Consider the following 20,392-nt stretch of genomic DNA (forward strand, 5'->3'; position numbering starts at 1 on the left):
GATTATACGGTTTTTATTTCATTAGAGTAACCGTGAAATCCGTGTAATCCGTGCCTGAATAAAAATCATAAAGGAGTTTTAGCGCATCTCCCAATAACCAGAAAACGGAACTATTTCAGTTCTTTAATCTTCACGTTCTTGAACCATACTTCATCTCCATGGTCCTGAAGAAGTATATTACCTTCCTCCGGATTTCCGAAATTAGGCCAATTTTTATATTTACTGTATGCTACCAATGCATTCCACATATCATTGTTACGATCATATTCAATCAGCTTAACCCCGTTCAGCCAATGTTCTACATGATTGCCTTTTACAATAATAGTAGCAGTATTGAATTCTTTCTTATTGAAAGGCTTATCTTTTGGAGCCGGAATCAAGTCATACAAAGAACCCAGCTTTCTGTTACCTTTCACACCCAGTTTTGCATCAGGATGCTTGTCATCATCAAGAATCTGGAATTCGCAGCCGATAGCAGAACCTTCACCCTTATTCAGCCCCGGATTTACGAAATATTTAACTCCACTATTTGCACCTTCAGTAATCTTGAAATCTACTTTCAGAATAAAATTCTTGTATTTACGGGTAGTCACAATATCACCACCATTAGCAGATTCAGCTCCACCACTCTTCATTACTTTCAAAATACCATTTTCTATCTTCCAGCCTTTTGCGGGGAAAGTAGAGATTTTAGCTCCTCTCCATCCGTCAGTAGTCTTACCATCCCATAATAGAGCCCAGCCTTCTTTTCCTTCACTAGGAGAAATCGTGTTGGCAATCAGATTCACTTCTAGTGCAGCTTGCGTTTCCGGTGTCTGATAGCGTTCTACATCCGTCGTACAAATACGGATATTCTTCCAGCTAACAGTTTTCCCTTCATCTGCCGCATTTCCAATAGCGTGCACTTGCAAAGCAATGAAACCTACAGGAGTCATGTCATCCCATATATTAGCACAAGGTACTCCGTTTATCCAAGTACGGATCGAATTACCAACAGCTTCAATACGGGCTTTATTCCATGCGTTATTCTTAAAAGCAGTTTTTGCAGACGGATTCAGCGTCAAAGGATAAAGCCAGTTTCTACGTGCCTCATCATAAATGCCACCCGACCAAGCGCGCTTAGAAGGATCAATCTCAAACTGATAACCGTGTACGCGCCCTTTCTTATAATCTTTCTTGCTTTCACTGCGAAGCTGTACACCGGAATTTAAACCATCATCTATCTTGAAGTCAAATTCAAGAATAAAGTCACCATAGTTCTTTGTAGTTGCCAAGAAAGTGTTGGGAGTTCCCATTTTAGATACGCCTACAATCGCACCGTCTACAATTTTATATTCGGCTTTGCCGTTCAATTTTTTCCATCCTTTCAAGTTCTTTCCATTGAAAAGAGGTTCCCAGTTTTGTGCACCCAACGAAGCGGCACAAAATAAAAGTAAAGTTAATACAATATTTTTCATGATTATTTATTGGTCCTTCTCCATCCCCTTATATTCGATAAAGGGATGAGAAAACTATTTTCTATTTATAATTTATAAAATTCATCCCAACCCTTACGCGGCGGAAGTCCTGCCAACATTGCATTAGCAAATTCATTATTTGTAATCTGCTTCGTACGACTGTCAAAGAACAGTTGTGTATTAAGACGTTGAGCCATTACACCCAGTGAGAACACCTGACTCAAAACACCGTTGATCTCGAACGGTGAGCGCGTCTTTTCAATGCCGTTACATGCCAATAAGAAGTTCTCGAAGTGATTGGAAGGACTTTTAGGAACCTTCGGTAATTTGCCAGCCATCTCTTTCGCTTTCTCTTCCGGAATAATAGACAAAGTGCTTCCATGACTACCCCCTTTAAAGATTAAGTCTTTCGTATAGATAATCTTTCCCGGATTCAATTTAGCCGCAGGAGTATCTCCCTGATTCGTCGAAGGAATGTTCGGATCCAATCCCGAAACTCCATAACCGGCAGGAATAGGAGGAAGATTATCCAGACCGTCATACCAGGTAATGTCTACCGGGGGCATTCCTTTACGTTGTGGGAAACGGAAGAGAATCGTGGAAGAATAAGGGAAGAAATAATCATTATGACCATTTGCGTATTGCATGGTGACTTCATAAGGCAATCCCAGTTCCAGGAACTCGTGAGCCGTATCGAGGATATGTGCCCCCCAGTCGCCCAATGCACCCATACCAAAATCATACCAGCAACGCCATTGTCCTAAATGATAATCTTTATTATACTCGTGATAAGGGGTAACTCCGAGCCAGGTGTCCCAATCCATATCTTTCGGCAGTTGCTGTCCCGAAGGAAGTTTGTAGATATTAGTATCCCATTTATGCCAACGGCGCGGGTTATTCATGTGGGCAGTGATAGCGGTAACGTCTTTGATAATTCCCTCATCCATCCAAGCTTTAAACTGGAAATAGTTTGCTTCAGAATGTCCCTGATTTCCTACCTGGGTAACCAAGTTAGGACGTTTAAGCGCAGCCTGCATCAACAACTCCGCTTCATAAAAAGTACGCGCCAGCGGTTTTTCTACATATACGTGTTTTCCGGATGCCAATGCCAGCATGCTGATCGGAAAATGTGAATGGTCGGGAGTAGCAATCGCTACAGCATCAAACTCATTACCGGCTTTATCAAACATCTGACGGAAATCCCTGAACTGTTTTGCTTTCGGATATTTAGCCATTATCTTTTGCGTATGTTTGGCACCCATGTCCACATCACATAACGCTACCACTTCTACCATACCTGTCCGCGCAAAATCCTCAATAATCTGTTCCCCGCGGTTACCAATGCCGATATAGGCTATCTTTACCTTGTCACCTCTTCCTTTCTTGGGTGAAATCGTTTGAGCATGCAGTAAGTCACCTGCTCCCAACGCCAATCCGGCAGAAGCCATTGACATCGTTTTCAGAAAATCTCTTCGTGTTACCATAAGTTATTTATTTTCATTGATATTGATTAAGTTCGTGAACGAGTAAACAATGCCCGTAGCCCATAAAACAAGAGACGTAAAATCCCCCAAAAAGCATAAAGCACAAAAGCAAATATGATGATATAGAAAATAGAGGTTATCATCTCCGTAAATGGCGCATGATAAGCAATAATTGCATAGAGGTGTATCAAATTGGATACTACGAAACAAATGAGTAAAGTAATTAACTCTATTTTCTTTCGTCGTGCGGTTACAATCGTGTCTTTCATACAGCTTCGGGTGTTTTTACAGATTGATGGTTCAGATAGTCTATTTTATACTCATCAGGGAAGTAGAGTGTCCGCTCTTCCTCCAATGCCTGATGTCCCAGCAAACAAAGCATACTTGCATAATATCCTTCTTCCGCTATTCTTTCCGGTTGTTTTTGTGTTATGACGGCTTCAACGAACGCTTCCAGCAACAAGGACGTACCGTCACTCTTGGGACGTTCTCCTATAATAAACTCTCCATTGTTTTCATTTGCAGTTTCCGGAGCCCAACTCGTTCCGGCAAAAGGAAGAGAATCGAAAACTTTGTTTTCCCAATCATTCACCATCTGCAGGAAAGCCGGTGCAGGAGCCACATTCTCAAAGTAGTATTTTCCTTTTTCCGGTTCTACCGTGCCAAGGTTACCCATGATCTGTTCTTCCAGTCCATAGAATTTATTGGAAATAACGGAGTCAAATGTCATCTTCACCCCATCATCAAAGACATATACACAACTCACATTGTCATACACATCTCTGCCATCCTTCCAGTAAGTAATGGCACCGTGCCCCATTACCTTTTCGGGAATCTTACGCAAAGCCCAACTTCCGATCTGAAGCTGGTGGCAAGCGAGTTCCGTCATCAGCCCCTTCGAGAATTCTTTGTAGAGACGCCAGTTTATCAGGCGTTCCAGATTGGGTGAAGGCACCGAGCGTCTCCAATCACCATTCCGGTTCCAGAAAGTTCGGATTGCATTTATTTCACCGAAGGTACCCGCATGAATCATCTCCATCGCTTTGATGTAACGAGGATCGAACAAGCGTTGTTGACCTGTGAAGAAAATCTTTCCCGTGCTACGATGTTTCTGATACATACGGTAACACTCTTCCATCGTAAAACCTATCGACTTCTCACAGAATACATGCTTTCCTGCGTCGAAAGCATCCAGCACGATTTTACAATGCGAACTAAGAGGGGTAGCTACGAGTATGGCATCTATCGACTTATCTTCCAGTACTTCCCGGTAGTCTCCATACACTTTGGCATTAGGCACAAGTTCCAACGCGCTCTCGATAGACGGTTTATAAATGTCACACAATGCTACGATCTCGACTTTGGGATTCTTAGCCAGAAATCCCATTAAAAAACGTCCCCGGGAACCAGGACCGATAATTGCCAGACGGCACTTTTCGTTTGAGGTGTTCGTCACCTCCGAAAAAGCAGAAAGCCAAGGACTTGCTGCAAGAAGAGTGCCAGCCCCGGCCATGCCTAAATTCTTTAGAAAATCCCGCCTGCTAATAGGGGTATGTTTCATGCTTGTGGTATTTAAGATTATAATTAGTTCATCTGAAAATCAATTATTAAATATAGGTGCTTTTTGTATTTCATAAGAAGGAGCTCCGCCTTCTACATAAGGCCATCCTTCTTTATCCCACTTAATCTGGTCCAGTAACAGGATACGCCCATTCTCCGGAGCCGATCTTGAAAATCCATGATACAAAAGCCAGTCTTGCCCGGCATCGTCCCGGATAATCTGTGAGCCATGTCCATTGCCTACAAAATGATTATTCGCACCTATCACCAAAGAATAACCATTCTTCAACATCGGTTTGCCCGACTTATCTTTGTAGGGTCCCCAGACTTTTTTAGAGCGGCCCACTACAACTTTATAAGTACTCCTAATTCCCTCGCAACAACTTCCGATAGAGGCAAACATATAATAATAATCGCCGTGCTTATGAATATAGGCAGCTTCAAAAGCTGTTCCTGCTATTCTCTTTTTTTCCGCTCCCGGCTTCAATGACAGACCATCTTCAGTCAGCTCAATAACATATATTCCCCGGAAGCTACCCCAAACCAGATAGTTTCTCCCTTCATATTGCAGGAAGCTGGGATCAATCGAATTCTGTACACCGATCTCATTGCTACGGAACATCTTACCATGATCTGTAAAAGGTCCCTGTGGAGAGTTGGCCGTAGCTACTCCAATTCCACACGTCTGTTCTCCTCCCCACACCGACATCGCATAATAAAGTACATATTTATTATTAATATAATTGATGTCCGGTGCCCAAATTCCAGCTTTAGGTTCAAATCTGGGACGAGTTTTATTTGTGAATGCCGTGTTGCAGTAAGTCCATTGCACCAGGTCTTTCGACTTCATGATCGGAACGTTTCTGGTAGATTCGGTGGCATACACATAAAAATACCCATCCGCAGCCTTAATTACCGTAGGGTCGGGCATGGCAATATCTACAACGGGATTCTTATAGCTCACTGCAGATTTTGTCTGTGCTTTCCCCTGTGAAAAACAAGCACCTACCATGAAAACGAAAACGAACAAATTTACATACTTTTTCATTAAATCATTCTTTTAAGGTTCCTTTTTACCTTATCTTTATAGCTCTAAATTAATATTAACTTACAAAATCTTTTGGAAGCACTCCAAATTGTTTTTGGAAACACTTGGCAAAATAAGACGGAGAATTGAATCCTACCATGTAGCAAATCTCATTTACCCGGTTTTCTCCCTCTTTCAATAATTGAGCAGCCCTTTTCAAACGTTCCAGACGAAGATATTCATTCGGACTCAAATCCAGCACCCCTTTTATCTTCCGATAGAAATTGGAACGACTCATATTCAAGCTGTCCGCCATATCATCCATACTAAATTCCGGATTACTATAATTCACTTGAATCACCTCATTCAATTTCTTTATAAAATCTTCATCAGCCTTCGTCAACGCCATCGTATTGGCTGCCACAAAAGGAGACTGTGCAAAAGCCTTACGCAATTTCTCCCTGTTCTGAATAAGACTGGAAGCGCAAGCCTGCAAATATTCCACAGAAAAAGGCTTCTCCAGATAAGCATCGGCTCCCAACTCCATCCCTTCTATCTTAGACTGGATATTTGTCTTCGCAGTCAACAGGATGACGGGAATATGGCTATAATTCAAATCCGACTTAATCGTCTTACACAGTTCAAAACCATCCATCACAGGCATCACTACATCACTAACTACCAAGTTCACATAATTACCGTCCAATACTTGCAACGCTTCCGCACCATTGGTAGCGGTCAATACAGTATATTCTTTCGACAGCTGACGCACTACGAAAGCAAGCATATCCGGATTGTCTTCCACAACCAGCACTGTAGGTCGGTTATCTTTCTTTTCCGTCTCCCCGGCATGAATCCCACTCATTCTGTCTATTTCAACTTCCGGTTCCGGAGTCAAGGTAATTGTCATATCCTGAACAATCGGTAAGGTCAGACAGAAAGTATTGTTTTTCTCTCCTTCTCCCATAGCCAGCGTCCCTTGATGCAGCTCGGCCAATGAACGGGAAAGAGCCAGGCCGATTCCTGTTCCGGTAGTCACCTTGCCGTCTTCTTTTTCATTGAAACGAACGAAAGGCTTGAATATTTCCTCCTTCATCTCATTGGGAATAATCACTCCATCATTCTCCGTACGAATACAGAATGAATTGTTATCATCCGCTTCCGGCACTTCCAAGGATATGTGTACATAGCTTTCAGCATACTTCACCCCATTATTCAACAGATTACTGATAATCTTCGTAAACGCTTCCCGGTTCACATGTGCATAGAAGTCCTTTTCAGGCACTTGCAAGGTGAATTCCAAGCCTTTCTGTTTGGCAAGGGAAGTAAAACGCACATGAGTCTCTTTCAATACCTCCGTTACATTGCATTTCGCAAAATTCAAACGGAATCCCTGACTTTCCGTTTTACGGAAGTCAAGCAACTGGTTAGTCAGGTTCAACAGCCGTTCCGTATTCTGCTTCATTACATTCAAGTCTTCCCGCGTTTCCGCATCGACCTGTTTCTTCAATATAATGTTTTCCAATGGACCTTTAATCAGCGTCAACGGTGTACGTATCTCATGGGCCACATTCGTAAAGAAATCAATCTTTGCATGGTAGACTTCCCGTTCTTTCTCCTGCTCGAATTTCTCCATCTGCCTGCGGTGCTTGCTGTTACTACGTCTCTTGAAATACATAACCGTATACAGTGAACAGCCGATAATCAGCAAAGCATACACACAATACGCCCATATAGAGAGGTAGAAAGGAGGAAGAATATGTAGCCCTAATGACACTTCGTCGTCACTCCATACGCCGTCACTATTAGCAACCTTCACCCGGAAGATATAATCACCATAACGAAGATTGGAATAAGTAACGATAGGGCTTTCGCCAACCGTCAGCCAATCCGTATCAAAGCCCTCCAGTTTATACATAATCCGGCTCGTTTTTGGAGCCTGGAAATCCAACGCTGCTACACGGAAAGAAAAAGAATTCTGATTGGATTGAAGCACAAGCTGGTCGGAGAAAGTTATACTCTTCTCCAACGGAGATCCCGGTTCGCCGGCATATACCTCCTTACCAAACAGAAAAAAATCAGTAATGGCAACAGACGGAATGAACTTATTCTCCGAGAAATTCTTGGGATTAAAAGCGATAAAACCATCGATACTACCCAGATAGATCGTACCATCTTCAGTCTCAAAGCTTGAACGATAATTAAACTGGTCGCCTAACAAGCCATTGGAGGTGGTATATACTTTCATCACTCCAGTGGTGGGTTGGAAGCAAACCAGACCGTTGTTGGTTGTCAACCACAAAAATCCATCTTTATCCTCCACAATCTGATATACAACATCGTTTGGTAATCCGGCCGACAAATTATAATTGGCGAATGTTTCCGTATCCGGCTGAAAACGACAGAATCCTCCTCCCTGGGTAGTCAGCCAAATTTGCCGGTGAGAGTCTTCAAAAATACTCAATACCTTGTCATACGGAAGACTCTTCGGATTATTTTTATCGTGCAAATAGTTCTTCCATTTCTTTTCACTCACGTTGTAACAATAGGCTCCATTTGCATAAGTTGCCAACCATAGATTACCACCGGAATCTTCCTTTATATCATATACAAACCTGCCGTTCAATTCCGGTATCCGGTCGAAATCATCAGATTGTTTATTATATCGCAGCAAGCCGAACAAAGTTCCCAGGTAAATATCACCTGTCGTTGTGCGGCAAATAGAGAACACACTATTGTCTATCAATGAACGGGGAGAATCTGTTTTCTGATAGGTTTTCACAATAGCCCCCGTATGCGTATCCACCACTTTCACTCCTTTTGAGAAGGTTCCTACCCAAAGATAATTATCAATCAAACACAACCCATGCACATTTGTAAAAGCATTGCTGGGTGTAAAGAAGGAGAAAGTCTTGGTCTTCGGATTGAAACGGTTCAAACCACCGTCTTCCGTACCAATCCACAGAATACCCTGATTATCCTGGCAAAACTCACGTACTCGTTTTCCATGCAAACCATTATCTGTTCCTTTTGGATAATATTTTTCGAAATACGTATAAAAACGGGGATAGTAGTTCACGCCTCCAAAATAAGAACCAATCCAAATGCCCCCCTCACGATCCTTGCACAATGAATAAATAGCATTATCGGACAAAGAATAAGAATCATTGATCGAACTGCGCAAATGAACATATTTGGCCGTCCGGAGATTATAAATATAAAGTCCCGACTCTGCACCAATCCACAGTTCATTGTCAGAAGCAACCAGCAGTTCACGACAAAAAACAGACTCTCCGGTTTCATCTTCGAAAAGTAAATCATGTAATTTATTTGAAGTCAGATTCAGTTCTTTCACCCCTCCCTTTAAAGAACTAACATACAGACAATTGTATGCACCTTTCACAATACAGGTCACTACGTCGTTCGCATAAAATTCCTTGTTATCCACGGGCGAGACATAAGGCTGAAGAGTTTTTAAATGGTCTTTTGAATAAAAAAGCCCATCTCCATAGCAACCGATCCAGAGAGTTCCGCTATTATCGAAGACAAAAGACTGGATATTAGTGGTAAGAAAAGAAAAGTTTTTTAACGTATGATTCCGGAGTTTTCCTTCCTCTAGGTCATAACAAAATAACCCCTGTGATTCTACCGCCACCCAGACACATCCTTTGTTGTCTCCGGAAATTGCAGTTACAGTATGTTCTATTTTAGTGTTTTCCTCACTCAATTCAGCAAAGTGCCGGAAAGAATCTTTTTCAGGATTATAAATATAAAGTCCTACGTCAGTACCTACCCAGATATCTCCTTTCGCATCTTCATAAAGCGCTGTGATAAAATTATTTCCGATGCTCTGCCGGGTACGGTCATCATGTTTGAATTTACGGAATGACAAACCGTCATATCTATTCAAGCCATCTTTGGTGCCGAACCACATAAAGCCTTGCCTGTCCTGCAAAATCGCATTGACCGTATTCTGGGATAATCCGTTTTGTACACTAAGATTTTTAAAATAGTAATGTTCGTCCACCATTTGCGCATGGCAGCCTATCTGATAGCCTATTAAACAGATTAAAAGTATTAGAACTTTCTTCATAAACATACGTGTTTTCTATCTTTCCGTTTGAGTTACCAAATGTAGGCAAAATCACAGCGGAAAGATAGTAAATATGTCTCAATGAATGAAAGAATAGTCCTATTTTTCTATTCGGATACGCGCATCAACTGCTACAATAGCCTTTTGTGTTGCTAGAAGCGGATTTATATCCATTTCTTTGATTTCTGTAGCGAAACGTAGCAAGGTGGACAAACGAACAATAATTTCAGCAAACTTATCTTCGTTGACTCCTTTTTGTCCCCGTGTTCCCTGAATGATTTTATAGGCACGCAGCGAATGAATCATTGAGTAGGCTTCTTCGTAAGAGAGCGGGGCCAGACCGGAAGACACATCTTTCAGCACCTCCACAAAAATACCTCCCAAACCGCAAAGTACCACATGACCGAACTTCTCTTCATACTTTGCACCGATAAACAGTTCCGTACCTTTCAGCATCGGCTGTACCATAATTGCCCTTGCATCAGGAATCTGCATCATACGATCGAATTCCAGTGCCAGATGTTGCTCGCTTTTGATGTTCAGAACTACACCACCGACATCCGATTTATGCACAGGACCAACGACTTTGGCAACTACCGGGAATCCGCACCGACGTGCAAAGGCTACTATCTCCTCTTTATTATCGGAAACAAACTCATCTACCAGCGGAATACCCGCAGCATGCAGTAATGCTTGTACGTAATTGGGAGCAATATAACCATTCTCCGGAATAGAATCGATAATGCGACGAATCCTCGGTACGTCTACTCCGAACAGTTCAATTTCAGGAACTGCCGGTTTAGGAACATTGACAATACGGGAAAGAGCAGTGCCCAAGGTCACTTCATCTGCAAAATTCACGTGTCCTTTTGCCAGGAAGGCGGCAACCTCTGTTCCGGCTGTATTAATAGAAGGAAGGATAGGGAAAATCGGTTTCTTGCAAGTCTGCATCTTCTCATGAAGCACATCATACATTTCAAACATGGTAACCAGTCCCGGAGTTCCGAAGATGGCCATCATGGCGTCTATATTGTCGAGTTTCTCCTCGCAGTAGTCGATACAAAGACGCAGATGCTCCGGTGTTCCGGTAGCCAGAATATCAATAGGATTCCCGACGGCAGCACCAGGGAATAGTTGAGCTTTTAGCTCTTCGGCTATTTCTCCTTCCAGTTTAGGGACATTCAGTCCGCCTTTACTCAACGCATCTGTCAGCATCACCCCCGGGCCTCCGGCATGGGTGATAATGGCAAAATTCTTTCCTTTCAATTCGGGCAGAGTAAACACGCAACCTACGGTAGTCAATTCCTCGCGGGAGAAACAGCGTACGATCCCCGCTTTACGGAACAAAGCCTCCACTGCCGAATCGGAACTGGCAATTGCGCCTGTATGGGAAGATGCCGCCCGGCTTCCGCTCTCCGAACTGCCAGCTTTGATTGCTGCAATCTTGCATCCTTTTCGAATCAAAGAGGAGGCATGGAATAACAGCCGGTCCGGATTCTGAATACTTTCAATATAAAGCAGTTTCAGACGGGAATCTTTTTCAGGATCAAAGTTTTCATCCATAAACTGCAATACATCTTCTACCCCGATCTGCTTGGCATTTCCCACCGACCAAACAGAATTAAATTGCAAACCTTTTGTCACAGCACTTTCCAGAATAAATACCGCCGTAGCACCGGAGCTGGAAATCAAATCCACTCCTTTCGGATTCAAATTAGGAATCGGCTGGCTGAACACACTATGATGCCATGTATTCATCAATCCGATACAATTAGGTCCAATCAATGAGGCCCCGTATTTATTGACTGTTTCCAGAATACGTTCTTCCAACAGTGCTCCTTCGTGAGTTTCTTCACCAAAACCTGCCGAAAGTATGATAAATGCCCTGGTCTGTTTTTTACTAGCCAATGTTTCCACTATATCAGGACACATTGAAGCAGGTACAGCCAACACCGCCAGATCTGTGTCCGGCAGATCATTCACGTCCGCAAAGGCGGGAACTCCCTGTACTTCCTTTTCCTTCGGATTCACCGCCCGAAGTTCTCCCCGATAACCTCCATTTATCAAATTCTTTAATATTGCGCCACCCGGCTTATGCACATTATTCGATGCCCCTACTACGACAATGCTTTCAGGACGAAGCAACTGGGTTGTTATCATATCATGCTTTGGTTTTCGTTTAACTTAGGTACAAATATATTCTTTCTTACGAGAAAAAAGAAAGAAAAAGGGGAGAAATATAGATGGAAATAGATGATAAAAGAGGAAATGAGCAAGAAATTATATAGATTATACTGACTTATTGAAATGCAAAGCTATAATCTTACCATGTAATTCTTATCATTAGAACAGAATATTACTTTATGCAGAAAAAATGGACATAAAACTCATACAGAATCAAAAATATACAAGATGAGTCCGGAGTATATTGGAAAACTTGAAGGATAAGCAAGTTGCATAATCCATATTCACACAAAACAGACTTTAAATCATTCGATTCAACATCAAAAAGGCAAAATTCCTAATTTCAGGAGCAGATTATTGCAAATATAAGTTCAAATAGAAACAACTCACATGTTACCTATTCGACAGCAACCAGCACAAAACAAGTATTCTAAATGCCCTTTTGTCCTTTCGTTTAAAAGCAAGAAAGTACTTCTCACTGACCAATAAACCGTTTCTTTAAAAGGAACGAAGTCTTCCTTTAAAAGCAATGATTCATGATTCTATCAACAATCATGAATATTCACTCATTTGTATTCAAGAAAGATTACTTATTCCGCATATTCATACAGTATTTTATACGTCACTTCTTTTATTAGAATACAATTTAGATACTCCTAATCTGTTTCAATCTTAAAAATAGAACATAATAGAAAATATAAAAATACCCCGATACAAATTGGCTATTTTCTAGCCAACTTATATCAGGGTAAAACACTTTCTTTTTACCTGTTTTTTTATTACGAAACGTTCCTGTTTCATTCTGTGACCACTTTTCAATGAAATAATCTGTGTTAATCCGTGTAATCTGTGGTGAAAAGTCACTATCTTTGCACATTGCAAAGCTGAAAACAACAAAAATCACACTATATAATGGAAAAGAAATTCAAAAGAACCACCGTCACATCGGCACTGCCGTATGCGAACGGTCCTGTCCATATCGGTCACCTGGCGGGTGTATACGTGCCGGCAGATATCTATGTACGCTATCTGCGTCTGAAAAAAGAAGATGTATTATTCATCGGAGGTTCGGACGAACACGGAGTGCCTATCACCATCCGTGCCAAGAAAGAAGGAATTACTCCACAGGATGTAGTAGACCGTTATCATTCGCTGATTAAGGAATCATTCAAAGAGTTCGGTATCTCATTCGACGTGTATAGTCGCACCACTTCACCGACGCATCACCAACTGGCTTCGGATTTCTTCAAAACATTATACAATAAAGGAGAATTCATCGAAAAAACATCCGAACAATATTACGACGAGGAAGCAAAAACATTCCTTGCCGACCGTTATATCACCGGAGAATGTCCTCACTGCCATTCGGAAGGCGCTTACGGCGACCAATGCGAAAAGTGCGGAACCTCACTTTCTCCTACAGATCTTATCAACCCGAAAAGCGCCATCAGCGGCAGCAAACCGGTGATGAAAGAAACCAAGCACTGGTATCTTCCTCTCGACAAACACGAAGCATGGCTGCGCAAATGGATTCTGGAAGACCACAAAGAATGGCGTCCCAATGTATACGGCCAATGCAAAAGCTGGCTCGACATGGGGTTGCAGCCACGTGCCGTGAGCCGTGACCTCGACTGGGGAATCCCTGTGCCAGTAGAAGGAGCAGAAGGGAAAGTACTCTACGTATGGTTCGACGCACCTATCGGCTACATCTCCAACACCAAAGAACTACTCCCCGACAGCTGGGAAACTTGGTGGAAAGATCCCGAAACCCGCCTGATCCATTTCATTGGAAAAGACAACATCGTGTTCCACTGCATCGTATTCCCTGCCATGCTGAAAGCAGAAGGCAGCTATATCCTGCCGGACAACGTGCCGAGCAACGAATTCCTCAACCTCGAAGGAGACAAAATCTCCACTTCCCGCAACTGGGCCGTATGGTTGCACGAATATCTGGCTGACTTCCCAGGCAAACAGGACGTACTCCGCTACGTACTGACCGCCAATGCACCGGAAACGAAAGATAACGACTTCACCTGGAAAGACTTCCAGGCACGCAATAACAACGAACTGGTAGCCGTATACGGCAACTTCGTAAACCGTGCAATGGTGCTGACTCAAAAATACTTCGACGGGCGCGTACCTGCACAAGGCGAACTGACCGACTACGACAAGGAAACGCTGAAAGAATTCGCAGACGTGAAAGCAGAAGTAGAAAAACTGCTCGACGTATTCAAATTCCGCGATGCACAGAAAGAGGCCATGAACCTGGCACGTATCGGAAACAAATACCTGGCCGACACCGAACCGTGGAAACTGGCTAAGACAGATATGGAACGTGTAGGAACCATCCTCAACATTTCCCTGCAACTGGTTGCCAACCTTGCCATCGCCTTCGACCCATTCTTGCCGTTCAGCTCGGAAAAACTCCGCAAAATGCTGAACATGGATACTTTCGAATGGTCTGAACTGGGACGTGACGACCTTCTTCCCGTAGGCCACCAGTTGAACAAACCGGAATTATTGTTCGAGAAGATTGAAGACGCTACTATCGAAGCACAGGTACAAAAGTTGCTCGATACTAAGAAAGCAAACGAGGAAGCCAACTACAAAGCCAATCCTATCCGGGCAAACGTTGCCTTCGAGGATTTTGAGAAACTGGATATCCGTGTGGGTACCATTCTTGAATGTCAGAAAGTACCGAAAGCGGATAAATTGCTGCAATTCAAAATCGACGACGGACTGGAAACACGTACCATCGTATCGGGTATTGCCAAGCATTATCAACCGGAAGAACTGGTAGGCAAACAGGTTTGCTTCATCGCCAACCTTGCTCCGCGCAAACTGAAAGGTATCGTCAGCGAAGGCATGATTCTAAGTGCCGAAAACAACGATGGCAGTCTGGCAGTTATCATGCCGGGACGTGAGGTGAAGCCGGGCAGCGAAGTAAAATAATAAAACTAGAATAGGGAATACATGAAAAGCTATCATCACGTATAGCCTTTTCATGTATTCTTTGCAAATAATATGAGCGAGAATCAGTCACTAAAAGAAAAGACAGCCAAAGGACTATTTTGGGGAGGATTCAGCAACGGCATACAGCAGTTGTTAAATCTGCTTTTCGGAATATTCCTCGCGCGGTTGCTCACTCCGTCAGATTATGGAATGGTGGGAATGTTGGCCATCTTCTCCCTCATTGCCAGTTCAATACAGGAAAGTGGTTTCACAGCTGCCCTTGTTAATAAGAAAGAAGTGACGCACAATGATTACAATGCCGTATTCTGGTTCAACGCGGCCATCAGTCTGTCGCTGTACCTGCTGTTATTCCTCTGTGCACCGCTTATCGCTGACTTTTACGATACTCCCGAACTGACACCACTGGCACGTTATTCTTTTATCGGCTTCTTCATTGCCAGTCTGGGAATATCCCACAGTGCCTATCTCCTGCGTAACCTGATGGTCAAACAGCGGGCATTGTCTTCGGTTATCGGACTCACCGTGTCCGGAATCACCGGAGTCACTCTTGCCTACTTTGGTTTCTCCTACTGGGGAATTGCTACGCAAAGCATCGTTTACGTAACCATCAACACAGCCTGTTACTGGCATTTCACCCGTTGGCGACCGAGCTTGCAGTTCAACTTCACCCCGATTAAGGAAATGTTCGGATTCAGTGGGAAACTACTGGTTACCAATGTATTCAATCACATCAATAACAATCTGTTTTCCGTGATACTGGGTAAATTCTACAGCGAAAAAGAAGTAGGATATTACAACCAAGCCAATAAATGGTGCGGCATGGGACAACTCTTCATCTCCGGCATGATAAACGGAGTAGCGCAACCGGTACTCACCAAAGTGTCCGACGACCTTGAACGGCAAAAACGGGTATTTCGCAAAATGCTGCGTTTCACCGCTTTTGTCTCGTTTCCCGCCATGTTGGGATTGGGAATCGTATCGGAAGAGCTGATTATCATCACCATCACCGACAAGTGGTATTCCAGCATATTAATCATGCAAATACTGTGTATCAGCGGAGCCTTTGCTCCCATCGCATACCTCTATCAACAACTGATTATCAGTAAAGGAAAATCCCGCATCTATATGTGGAACACCATAGCGCTCGGCATCATCTTACTGTCAAGCGTTCTATTAGCCCACTCTTATGGGATCTTTACCATGCTCACCGTCTATGTATCCATCAATATATTGTGGCTACTGACATGGCACTACTTCGTATGGCAGGAAATAGGATTGAAGCTTAGCCATGCCCTGATGGACATACTTCCTTATGCTGCCATTGCGGCTACGGTTATGGTAATCACCTATTACACCACCCGCTCCATCGAGAATATTTATCTCCGCCTGGCAAGCAAGATAGTGCTTGCTGCAGCACTCTACGTAGCAGCCATGTGGGGCAGCCGATCGGTTACTTTTAAAGAAAGCATCCAATATTTCATCAAAAAGAAGACACATGAACCCAAATGACCTTGCCACCCGATACCGCCTTCTGAATAGTTCTTTCAAAAAGACGATGATTTATCACATAGGCATAGATGCCGGTTTCTTCACCGAATATACCTATATGCTTCACGCAATGCTTTATTGCCTGCAACACAAAATACAGTTCAAGCTCTACTCCGACGACGCCAACTTCGGATGGGAAAAAGGTTGGGAAGATTGTTTCGCCCCCTTCTGCGAGCAAGTGCACGAACCGTTTCATCACACCTATAACACCCATCGCCTCCCCTCCTGGCAGGCATTGATGAAAGACAAAAAGCTGCCTAAGACGAAGTTACTGAAATGGAAACTGAAAGTAACCTGTAAGAACATCATCGGAAAAACGATTGCCTTTTTCACATACGGCAAACCGGTCTTGTTCAACTTTCAACTGACGTTCAACCCTAACCAGCACTTCCATATTCCCGAACTGGGAATAGACGGCGACTATCTCCATACCTTCCAAAAACTGACGGAAATCACTTGGAAACTCAACGACACCACCGCACAGGAATGTCGCCAATGTGCCGCCGACCTGCAACTTCCACCCCAATACGCAGGATGCCAGATACGGGGAGGAGACAAGATCACCGAAACCAATCTGCTTCCACCGGAACACTACATACGGCTTATTAAAGAAAAGACCGCCCTACGCGACGTCTTTGTATTAACGGACGATTACCGCCTTTTCGAACAAGTACAAACCCTTGCCCCGGACATACACTGGTACACCCTTTGCAGCCCCGACGAAAAAGGATACGTCAACAGCGCCTTCACGCAGACCACCAAAGAGCTGAAACAAAGACAAATGGCACGTTTCCTTTCCTCGATACAGATATTGATGGACGCCTCCGTCTTTATAGGAAGCATCACCACCGGCCCCAGCCTGTTCCTATTGAAGAAATTCTATCCGGACATCAATCCGGCAGACTGTCTGCTCAAGGACTTTCCGCAAGCATCCGTCCTTCCCATACCGGGACGCGGACAAGTGGCCACCGAATTTATGCAAGGAAACTCAACATGCAAGGGAACTTAAAGTGATAGTAACTCAAAGTTATAGTAACTTAGCAATATAATTACTACTTTTGTAGCACAACGTGCATTAACCATTTCCGATGAACAAGAAATATACAGCCGAAGAGCTTGATTTATTACATGCCGAACTCTACGACATATTGGGAGAAACCATCCGGGTGTGTCAGAAGCACAACATTCCCTATTTTGTGATTGGCGGCACGGCAATCGGTGCACTCTACGACCAGGCGATTCTCCCCTGGGATGATGATATTGACATAGGCATGACGCGGGAGAACTACAACAAATTTCTGAAAGTAGCTCCCGGGGAACTGGGTCCTTCCTACTTCCTTTCATGGATAGAGACAGACCCTCATACCCCATATTATTTTGCCAAAGTCAAGAAAAACGACACCCTTTTTGTAGAAGAAATGTTCAAGAATGTCCCGATGCATCCGGGCATTTTTGTCGATATATTCCCATTCGACAAAATTCCCGACAACAAGCTGCTGCGAAGAATACAATCCGAAACACTCGGCTTCCTCAAATGCTGCCTGATGGGAAAAGAGATATGGATGTGGAAACACTTCGGTACATGTGAAATAGAGAACCCCACGAACCGGGGAGCCTTCTCCTGTTTCCTGAACAGGGTAGTCGACCTGCTTTTCTCTAAAAAAGCAATCTACCGCATGCTGGTGTCAGTTCAAAGCTGTTTCAACTCACGAAACACCCGTTACTACAACAACGTAATGGCCACTGCCGACCACGTAACCGTAGAAAGCATCCGCCACCTGCAACCCGTGAAATTCGGCCCTCTCACAGTGACCGCTCCCGATGACCTGGAAGGATTTTTGCGTTACAACTATCCAACCCTGCATCGATTTACAGAAGAAGAGCAGGAAAAAGTGAACAACCACTATCCTGCCGCTCTGTCATTCAGTACAACCCCAAAACAAGAACTATGAATATGAAATCCGCTTTAGTAGACGTCCCGGTACTTATCCTGTTCTTCAACCGCCCGCAACAGTTGTCACAAGTGTTCGAGCAAGTGAAGAAAGCGCGTCCGTCCCGCCTCTTCCTCTATCAGGACGGAGCGCGAAACGAACGTGACCTGCCCGGAATAGAAGCCTGCCGTGAAATCGTATCACAGATAGACTGGGAATGTGAAGTAGAACGGCTTTATCAGGAAAAGAATTTCGGCTGCGACCCTTCGGAATACATTTCGCAGAAATGGGCCTTTTCGAAAGTCGACAAGTGCATCGTATTGGAAGACGACGATGTGCCCGCCGTCTCCTTTTTCCAATTCTGCAAGGAGATGCTGGATAAATACGAACATGACACCCGCATCAGCATGATTGCCGGATTTAACCCCGAAGAAATCACCCAAGACATGCCCTACGACTATTTCTTTACCACCACCTTCTCCATCTGGGGATGGGCGAGCTGGAAACGGGTAGTCGACCAATGGGATGAGTTCTACAGCTTCCTGGACGATTCCTTCAATATGCAACAACTGGAACAGCTTATCAAGGAACGTAAATTCCGGAGCGACTTTATCTACATGTGCCAGCGTCACCGGGAACAGCAGAAAGCCTTTTATGAAACGATCTTCCACGCCTCCATATTGTTCAACTCCGGGCTAAGCATCGTGCCTACCCGCAACATGATTAACAACCTGGGAGCAACGGCAGATTCCACCCATTTCGCCGGCTCGATTCATACCCTGCCCAAAGGTTACCGCCGCATCTTCACGATGAAGCGCTATGAGGTGGATTTTCCACTGAAACATCCCCGCTACGTCATCGAAAACGTTGCCTACAAAGAGAGCGTTTACCGCATCATGGGCTGGGATCATCCGTGGATCAAGATCGGACGTTCGTTCGAAGAACTGTTCCTCAACCTGAAATACGGTAATTTCTCCATCATTACGAAAGCTGTCAAAAACCGAATCAACAAATGGCTGAAAAGAAACAAGCACCACTAAATAAGTTGCTTACTATTTATTTTTACCATACCCGCCTCACGCGGGAAAGCTACGAGGAATGGAAAGAATATAAATTCCCCGGACACATCTTATACGGACTTCCTTTACTGGAGAATTACGGAATACGCTCCGTGATGCACAAATGCAAATATTTCTCCGGCCGTCTGAAACTGATGCTTTACGCCACCAAAGAGATTCTCTTCTGCAAGGAGAAATACGACGTCCTTTACGCCACCTCTTTCCGGGGCATAGAGCCCGTCATCTTCCTCCGTGCCCTGGGACTGTATCGCAAACCCATCGTGATCTGGCATCATACGGCAGTCGTGACCAATTCCAAACCGTGGCGCGAACAAATCTCCCGCCTTTTCTACAAAGGTATAGACCAAATGTTCCTGTTCAGTCGGAAACTGATTCAGGATTCGCAGAAAACCCGGAAAGCTCCGTCCCACAAACTGAAACTCATCCATTGGGGACCGGATCTTTCTTTCTACGACCACCTGCTTGCAGAAATGCCCGACCGGAAGCCCGAAGGATTTATCTCCACCGGCAAAGAAAACCGGGACGTAGACACCTTGCTCCAGGCATTTGCCGCAACGAACGAAAAACTGGATTTGTACATTGCCGTCTCATGCGGTAACATCAACTATAAAAAGATCATCGACCCGTATGCATTGCCCGACTCCATTCGCATCCATTATACCGACGGAGTGATTCCCTACGAACTGGGGAAACTGGTGGCACGCAAAAGTTGTATCGTGATCTGCTGCCTCGACTTCCCCTATACCGTAGGACTGACCACACTCGTGGAAGCATTCGCCCTCGGCATCCCCGTCATCTGTTCGCGCAACCCCAACTTCGAAATAGACATCGATAAGGAAGGAATAGGCATCACCGTAGAATATAACGACGTACAAGGCTGGATAGACGCTATCCGCTACATCGCCGACCACCCCGAAGAGGCACGGCGCATGGGAGAGAATGCCCGCAAACTGGCGGAAGAACGTTTCAACCTCGAAATCTTTTCACGCGAAATAGCAGAAAGCTTGCTGGAAATATCAAACATTTCCTCTAAAAACCGTACATTTGCATAAACTT

At 44.1% G+C, this 20,392-nt stretch carries 13 protein-coding genes; 6 read left to right on the top strand and 7 right to left on the bottom strand.

Annotated features, from left to right (window positions below):
* Positions 1–110 precede the first annotated feature (110 nt).
* From H8796_RS04125 to H8796_RS04150, 7 genes are all read right to left on the bottom strand, one after another.
* Positions 111–1,460: a DUF1080 domain-containing protein gene (locus tag H8796_RS04125; protein WP_117932779.1), complete on the bottom strand. Its 1,350-nt coding sequence runs from the start codon at positions 1,458–1,460 to the stop codon at positions 111–113.
* Positions 1,461–1,522: 62 nt separating this feature from the next.
* On the bottom strand, positions 1,523–2,941 hold the full coding sequence (locus H8796_RS04130) for a Gfo/Idh/MocA family oxidoreductase (RefSeq protein ID WP_117932777.1): 1,419 nt from the start codon (positions 2,939–2,941) through the stop codon (positions 1,523–1,525).
* 26 nt (positions 2,942–2,967) lie between these two features.
* A complete protein-coding gene (locus H8796_RS25330) occupies positions 2,968–3,210 on the bottom strand; it encodes a hypothetical protein (protein WP_117932775.1) in 243 nt (80 codons plus the stop codon).
* The gene (locus H8796_RS04135; RefSeq protein WP_117932773.1) at positions 3,207–4,502 is read right to left on the bottom strand and encodes a Gfo/Idh/MocA family oxidoreductase; all 1,296 of its coding nucleotides are present in this window, start codon (positions 4,500–4,502) and stop codon (positions 3,207–3,209) included. Before H8796_RS04135 ends, H8796_RS25330 begins: the two co-directional genes overlap by 4 nt.
* Before the next feature lie 39 nt (positions 4,503–4,541).
* Complete coding sequence (locus H8796_RS04140; protein ID WP_117932771.1) at positions 4,542–5,549, bottom strand: family 43 glycosylhydrolase; 1,008 nt, start codon at positions 5,547–5,549, stop codon at positions 4,542–4,544.
* 55 nt (positions 5,550–5,604) lie between these two features.
* Positions 5,605–9,621 carry a two-component regulator propeller domain-containing protein gene (locus H8796_RS04145; RefSeq protein ID WP_117932769.1) on the bottom strand — a complete coding sequence of 1,339 codons (4,017 nt, stop codon included), beginning with the start codon at positions 9,619–9,621 and terminating at the stop codon, positions 5,605–5,607.
* 99 nt (positions 9,622–9,720) lie between these two features.
* A complete protein-coding gene (locus tag H8796_RS04150; RefSeq protein WP_117932767.1) occupies positions 9,721–11,781 on the bottom strand; it encodes an acetate--CoA ligase family protein in 2,061 nt (686 codons plus the stop codon).
* A gap of 936 nt (positions 11,782–12,717) precedes the next feature.
* Between H8796_RS04150 and metG the strand changes: the two genes are divergently transcribed.
* The 6 genes from metG to H8796_RS04180 all read left to right on the top strand — a co-directional run bounded on the left by metG (position 12,718) and on the right by H8796_RS04180 (position 20,388).
* The gene (gene metG, locus H8796_RS04155; protein ID WP_117932765.1) at positions 12,718–14,757 is read left to right on the top strand and encodes a methionine--tRNA ligase; all 2,040 of its coding nucleotides are present in this window, start codon (positions 12,718–12,720) and stop codon (positions 14,755–14,757) included.
* A 72-nt stretch (positions 14,758–14,829) separates the two neighbouring features.
* Positions 14,830–16,287, top strand: coding sequence for a lipopolysaccharide biosynthesis protein (locus tag H8796_RS04160; protein ID WP_117932763.1), 1,458 nt, complete (start codon positions 14,830–14,832; stop codon positions 16,285–16,287).
* On the top strand, positions 16,274–17,335 hold the full coding sequence (locus tag H8796_RS04165) for a hypothetical protein (protein ID WP_117932761.1): 1,062 nt from the start codon (positions 16,274–16,276) through the stop codon (positions 17,333–17,335). The genes H8796_RS04160 and H8796_RS04165 overlap by 14 nt, the downstream gene beginning before the upstream one ends.
* A gap of 79 nt (positions 17,336–17,414) precedes the next feature.
* Positions 17,415–18,278: a phosphorylcholine transferase LicD gene (locus H8796_RS04170; protein ID WP_009001110.1), complete on the top strand. Its 864-nt coding sequence runs from the start codon at positions 17,415–17,417 to the stop codon at positions 18,276–18,278.
* Positions 18,275–19,297: a hypothetical protein gene (locus H8796_RS04175; RefSeq protein ID WP_008775234.1), complete on the top strand. Its 1,023-nt coding sequence runs from the start codon at positions 18,275–18,277 to the stop codon at positions 19,295–19,297. Before H8796_RS04170 ends, H8796_RS04175 begins: the two co-directional genes overlap by 4 nt.
* On the top strand, positions 19,270–20,388 hold the full coding sequence (locus H8796_RS04180) for a glycosyltransferase family 4 protein (RefSeq protein ID WP_117932759.1): 1,119 nt from the start codon (positions 19,270–19,272) through the stop codon (positions 20,386–20,388). Before H8796_RS04175 ends, H8796_RS04180 begins: the two co-directional genes overlap by 28 nt.
* The last annotated feature ends 4 nt before the right edge of the window (positions 20,389–20,392 follow it).

Origin of the sequence: Bacteroides sp. M10 (genome assembly GCF_014334015.1) — a bacterium.
Lineage (GTDB): Bacteria > Bacteroidota > Bacteroidia > Bacteroidales > Bacteroidaceae > Bacteroides > Bacteroides intestinigallinarum.

Bases quoted from the DNA above. Each gene is read 5' to 3' on its own strand.
- H8796_RS04160 (WP_117932763.1), top strand. From the start codon at position 14,830: ATGAGCGAGAATCAGTCACTAAAAGAAAAGACAGCCAAAGGACTATTT.
- H8796_RS04180 (WP_117932759.1), top strand. From the start codon at position 19,270: ATGGCTGAAAAGAAACAAGCACCACTAAATAAGTTGCTTACTATTTAT.
- H8796_RS04150 (WP_117932767.1), bottom strand. From the start codon at position 11,781: ATGATAACAACCCAGTTGCTTCGTCCTGAAAGCATTGTCGTAGTAGGG.
- metG (WP_117932765.1), top strand. From the start codon at position 12,718: ATGGAAAAGAAATTCAAAAGAACCACCGTCACATCGGCACTGCCGTAT.
- H8796_RS04175 (WP_008775234.1), top strand. From the start codon at position 18,275: ATGAATATGAAATCCGCTTTAGTAGACGTCCCGGTACTTATCCTGTTC.
- H8796_RS25330 (WP_117932775.1), bottom strand. From the start codon at position 3,210: ATGAAAGACACGATTGTAACCGCACGACGAAAGAAAATAGAGTTAATT.
- H8796_RS04165 (WP_117932761.1), top strand. From the start codon at position 16,274: ATGAACCCAAATGACCTTGCCACCCGATACCGCCTTCTGAATAGTTCT.
- H8796_RS04130 (WP_117932777.1), bottom strand. From the start codon at position 2,941: ATGGTAACACGAAGAGATTTTCTGAAAACGATGTCAATGGCTTCTGCC.
- H8796_RS04170 (WP_009001110.1), top strand. From the start codon at position 17,415: ATGAACAAGAAATATACAGCCGAAGAGCTTGATTTATTACATGCCGAA.
- H8796_RS04140 (WP_117932771.1), bottom strand. From the start codon at position 5,549: ATGAAAAAGTATGTAAATTTGTTCGTTTTCGTTTTCATGGTAGGTGCT.
- H8796_RS04145 (WP_117932769.1), bottom strand. From the start codon at position 9,621: ATGAAGAAAGTTCTAATACTTTTAATCTGTTTAATAGGCTATCAGATA.
- H8796_RS04135 (WP_117932773.1), bottom strand. From the start codon at position 4,502: ATGAAACATACCCCTATTAGCAGGCGGGATTTTCTAAAGAATTTAGGC.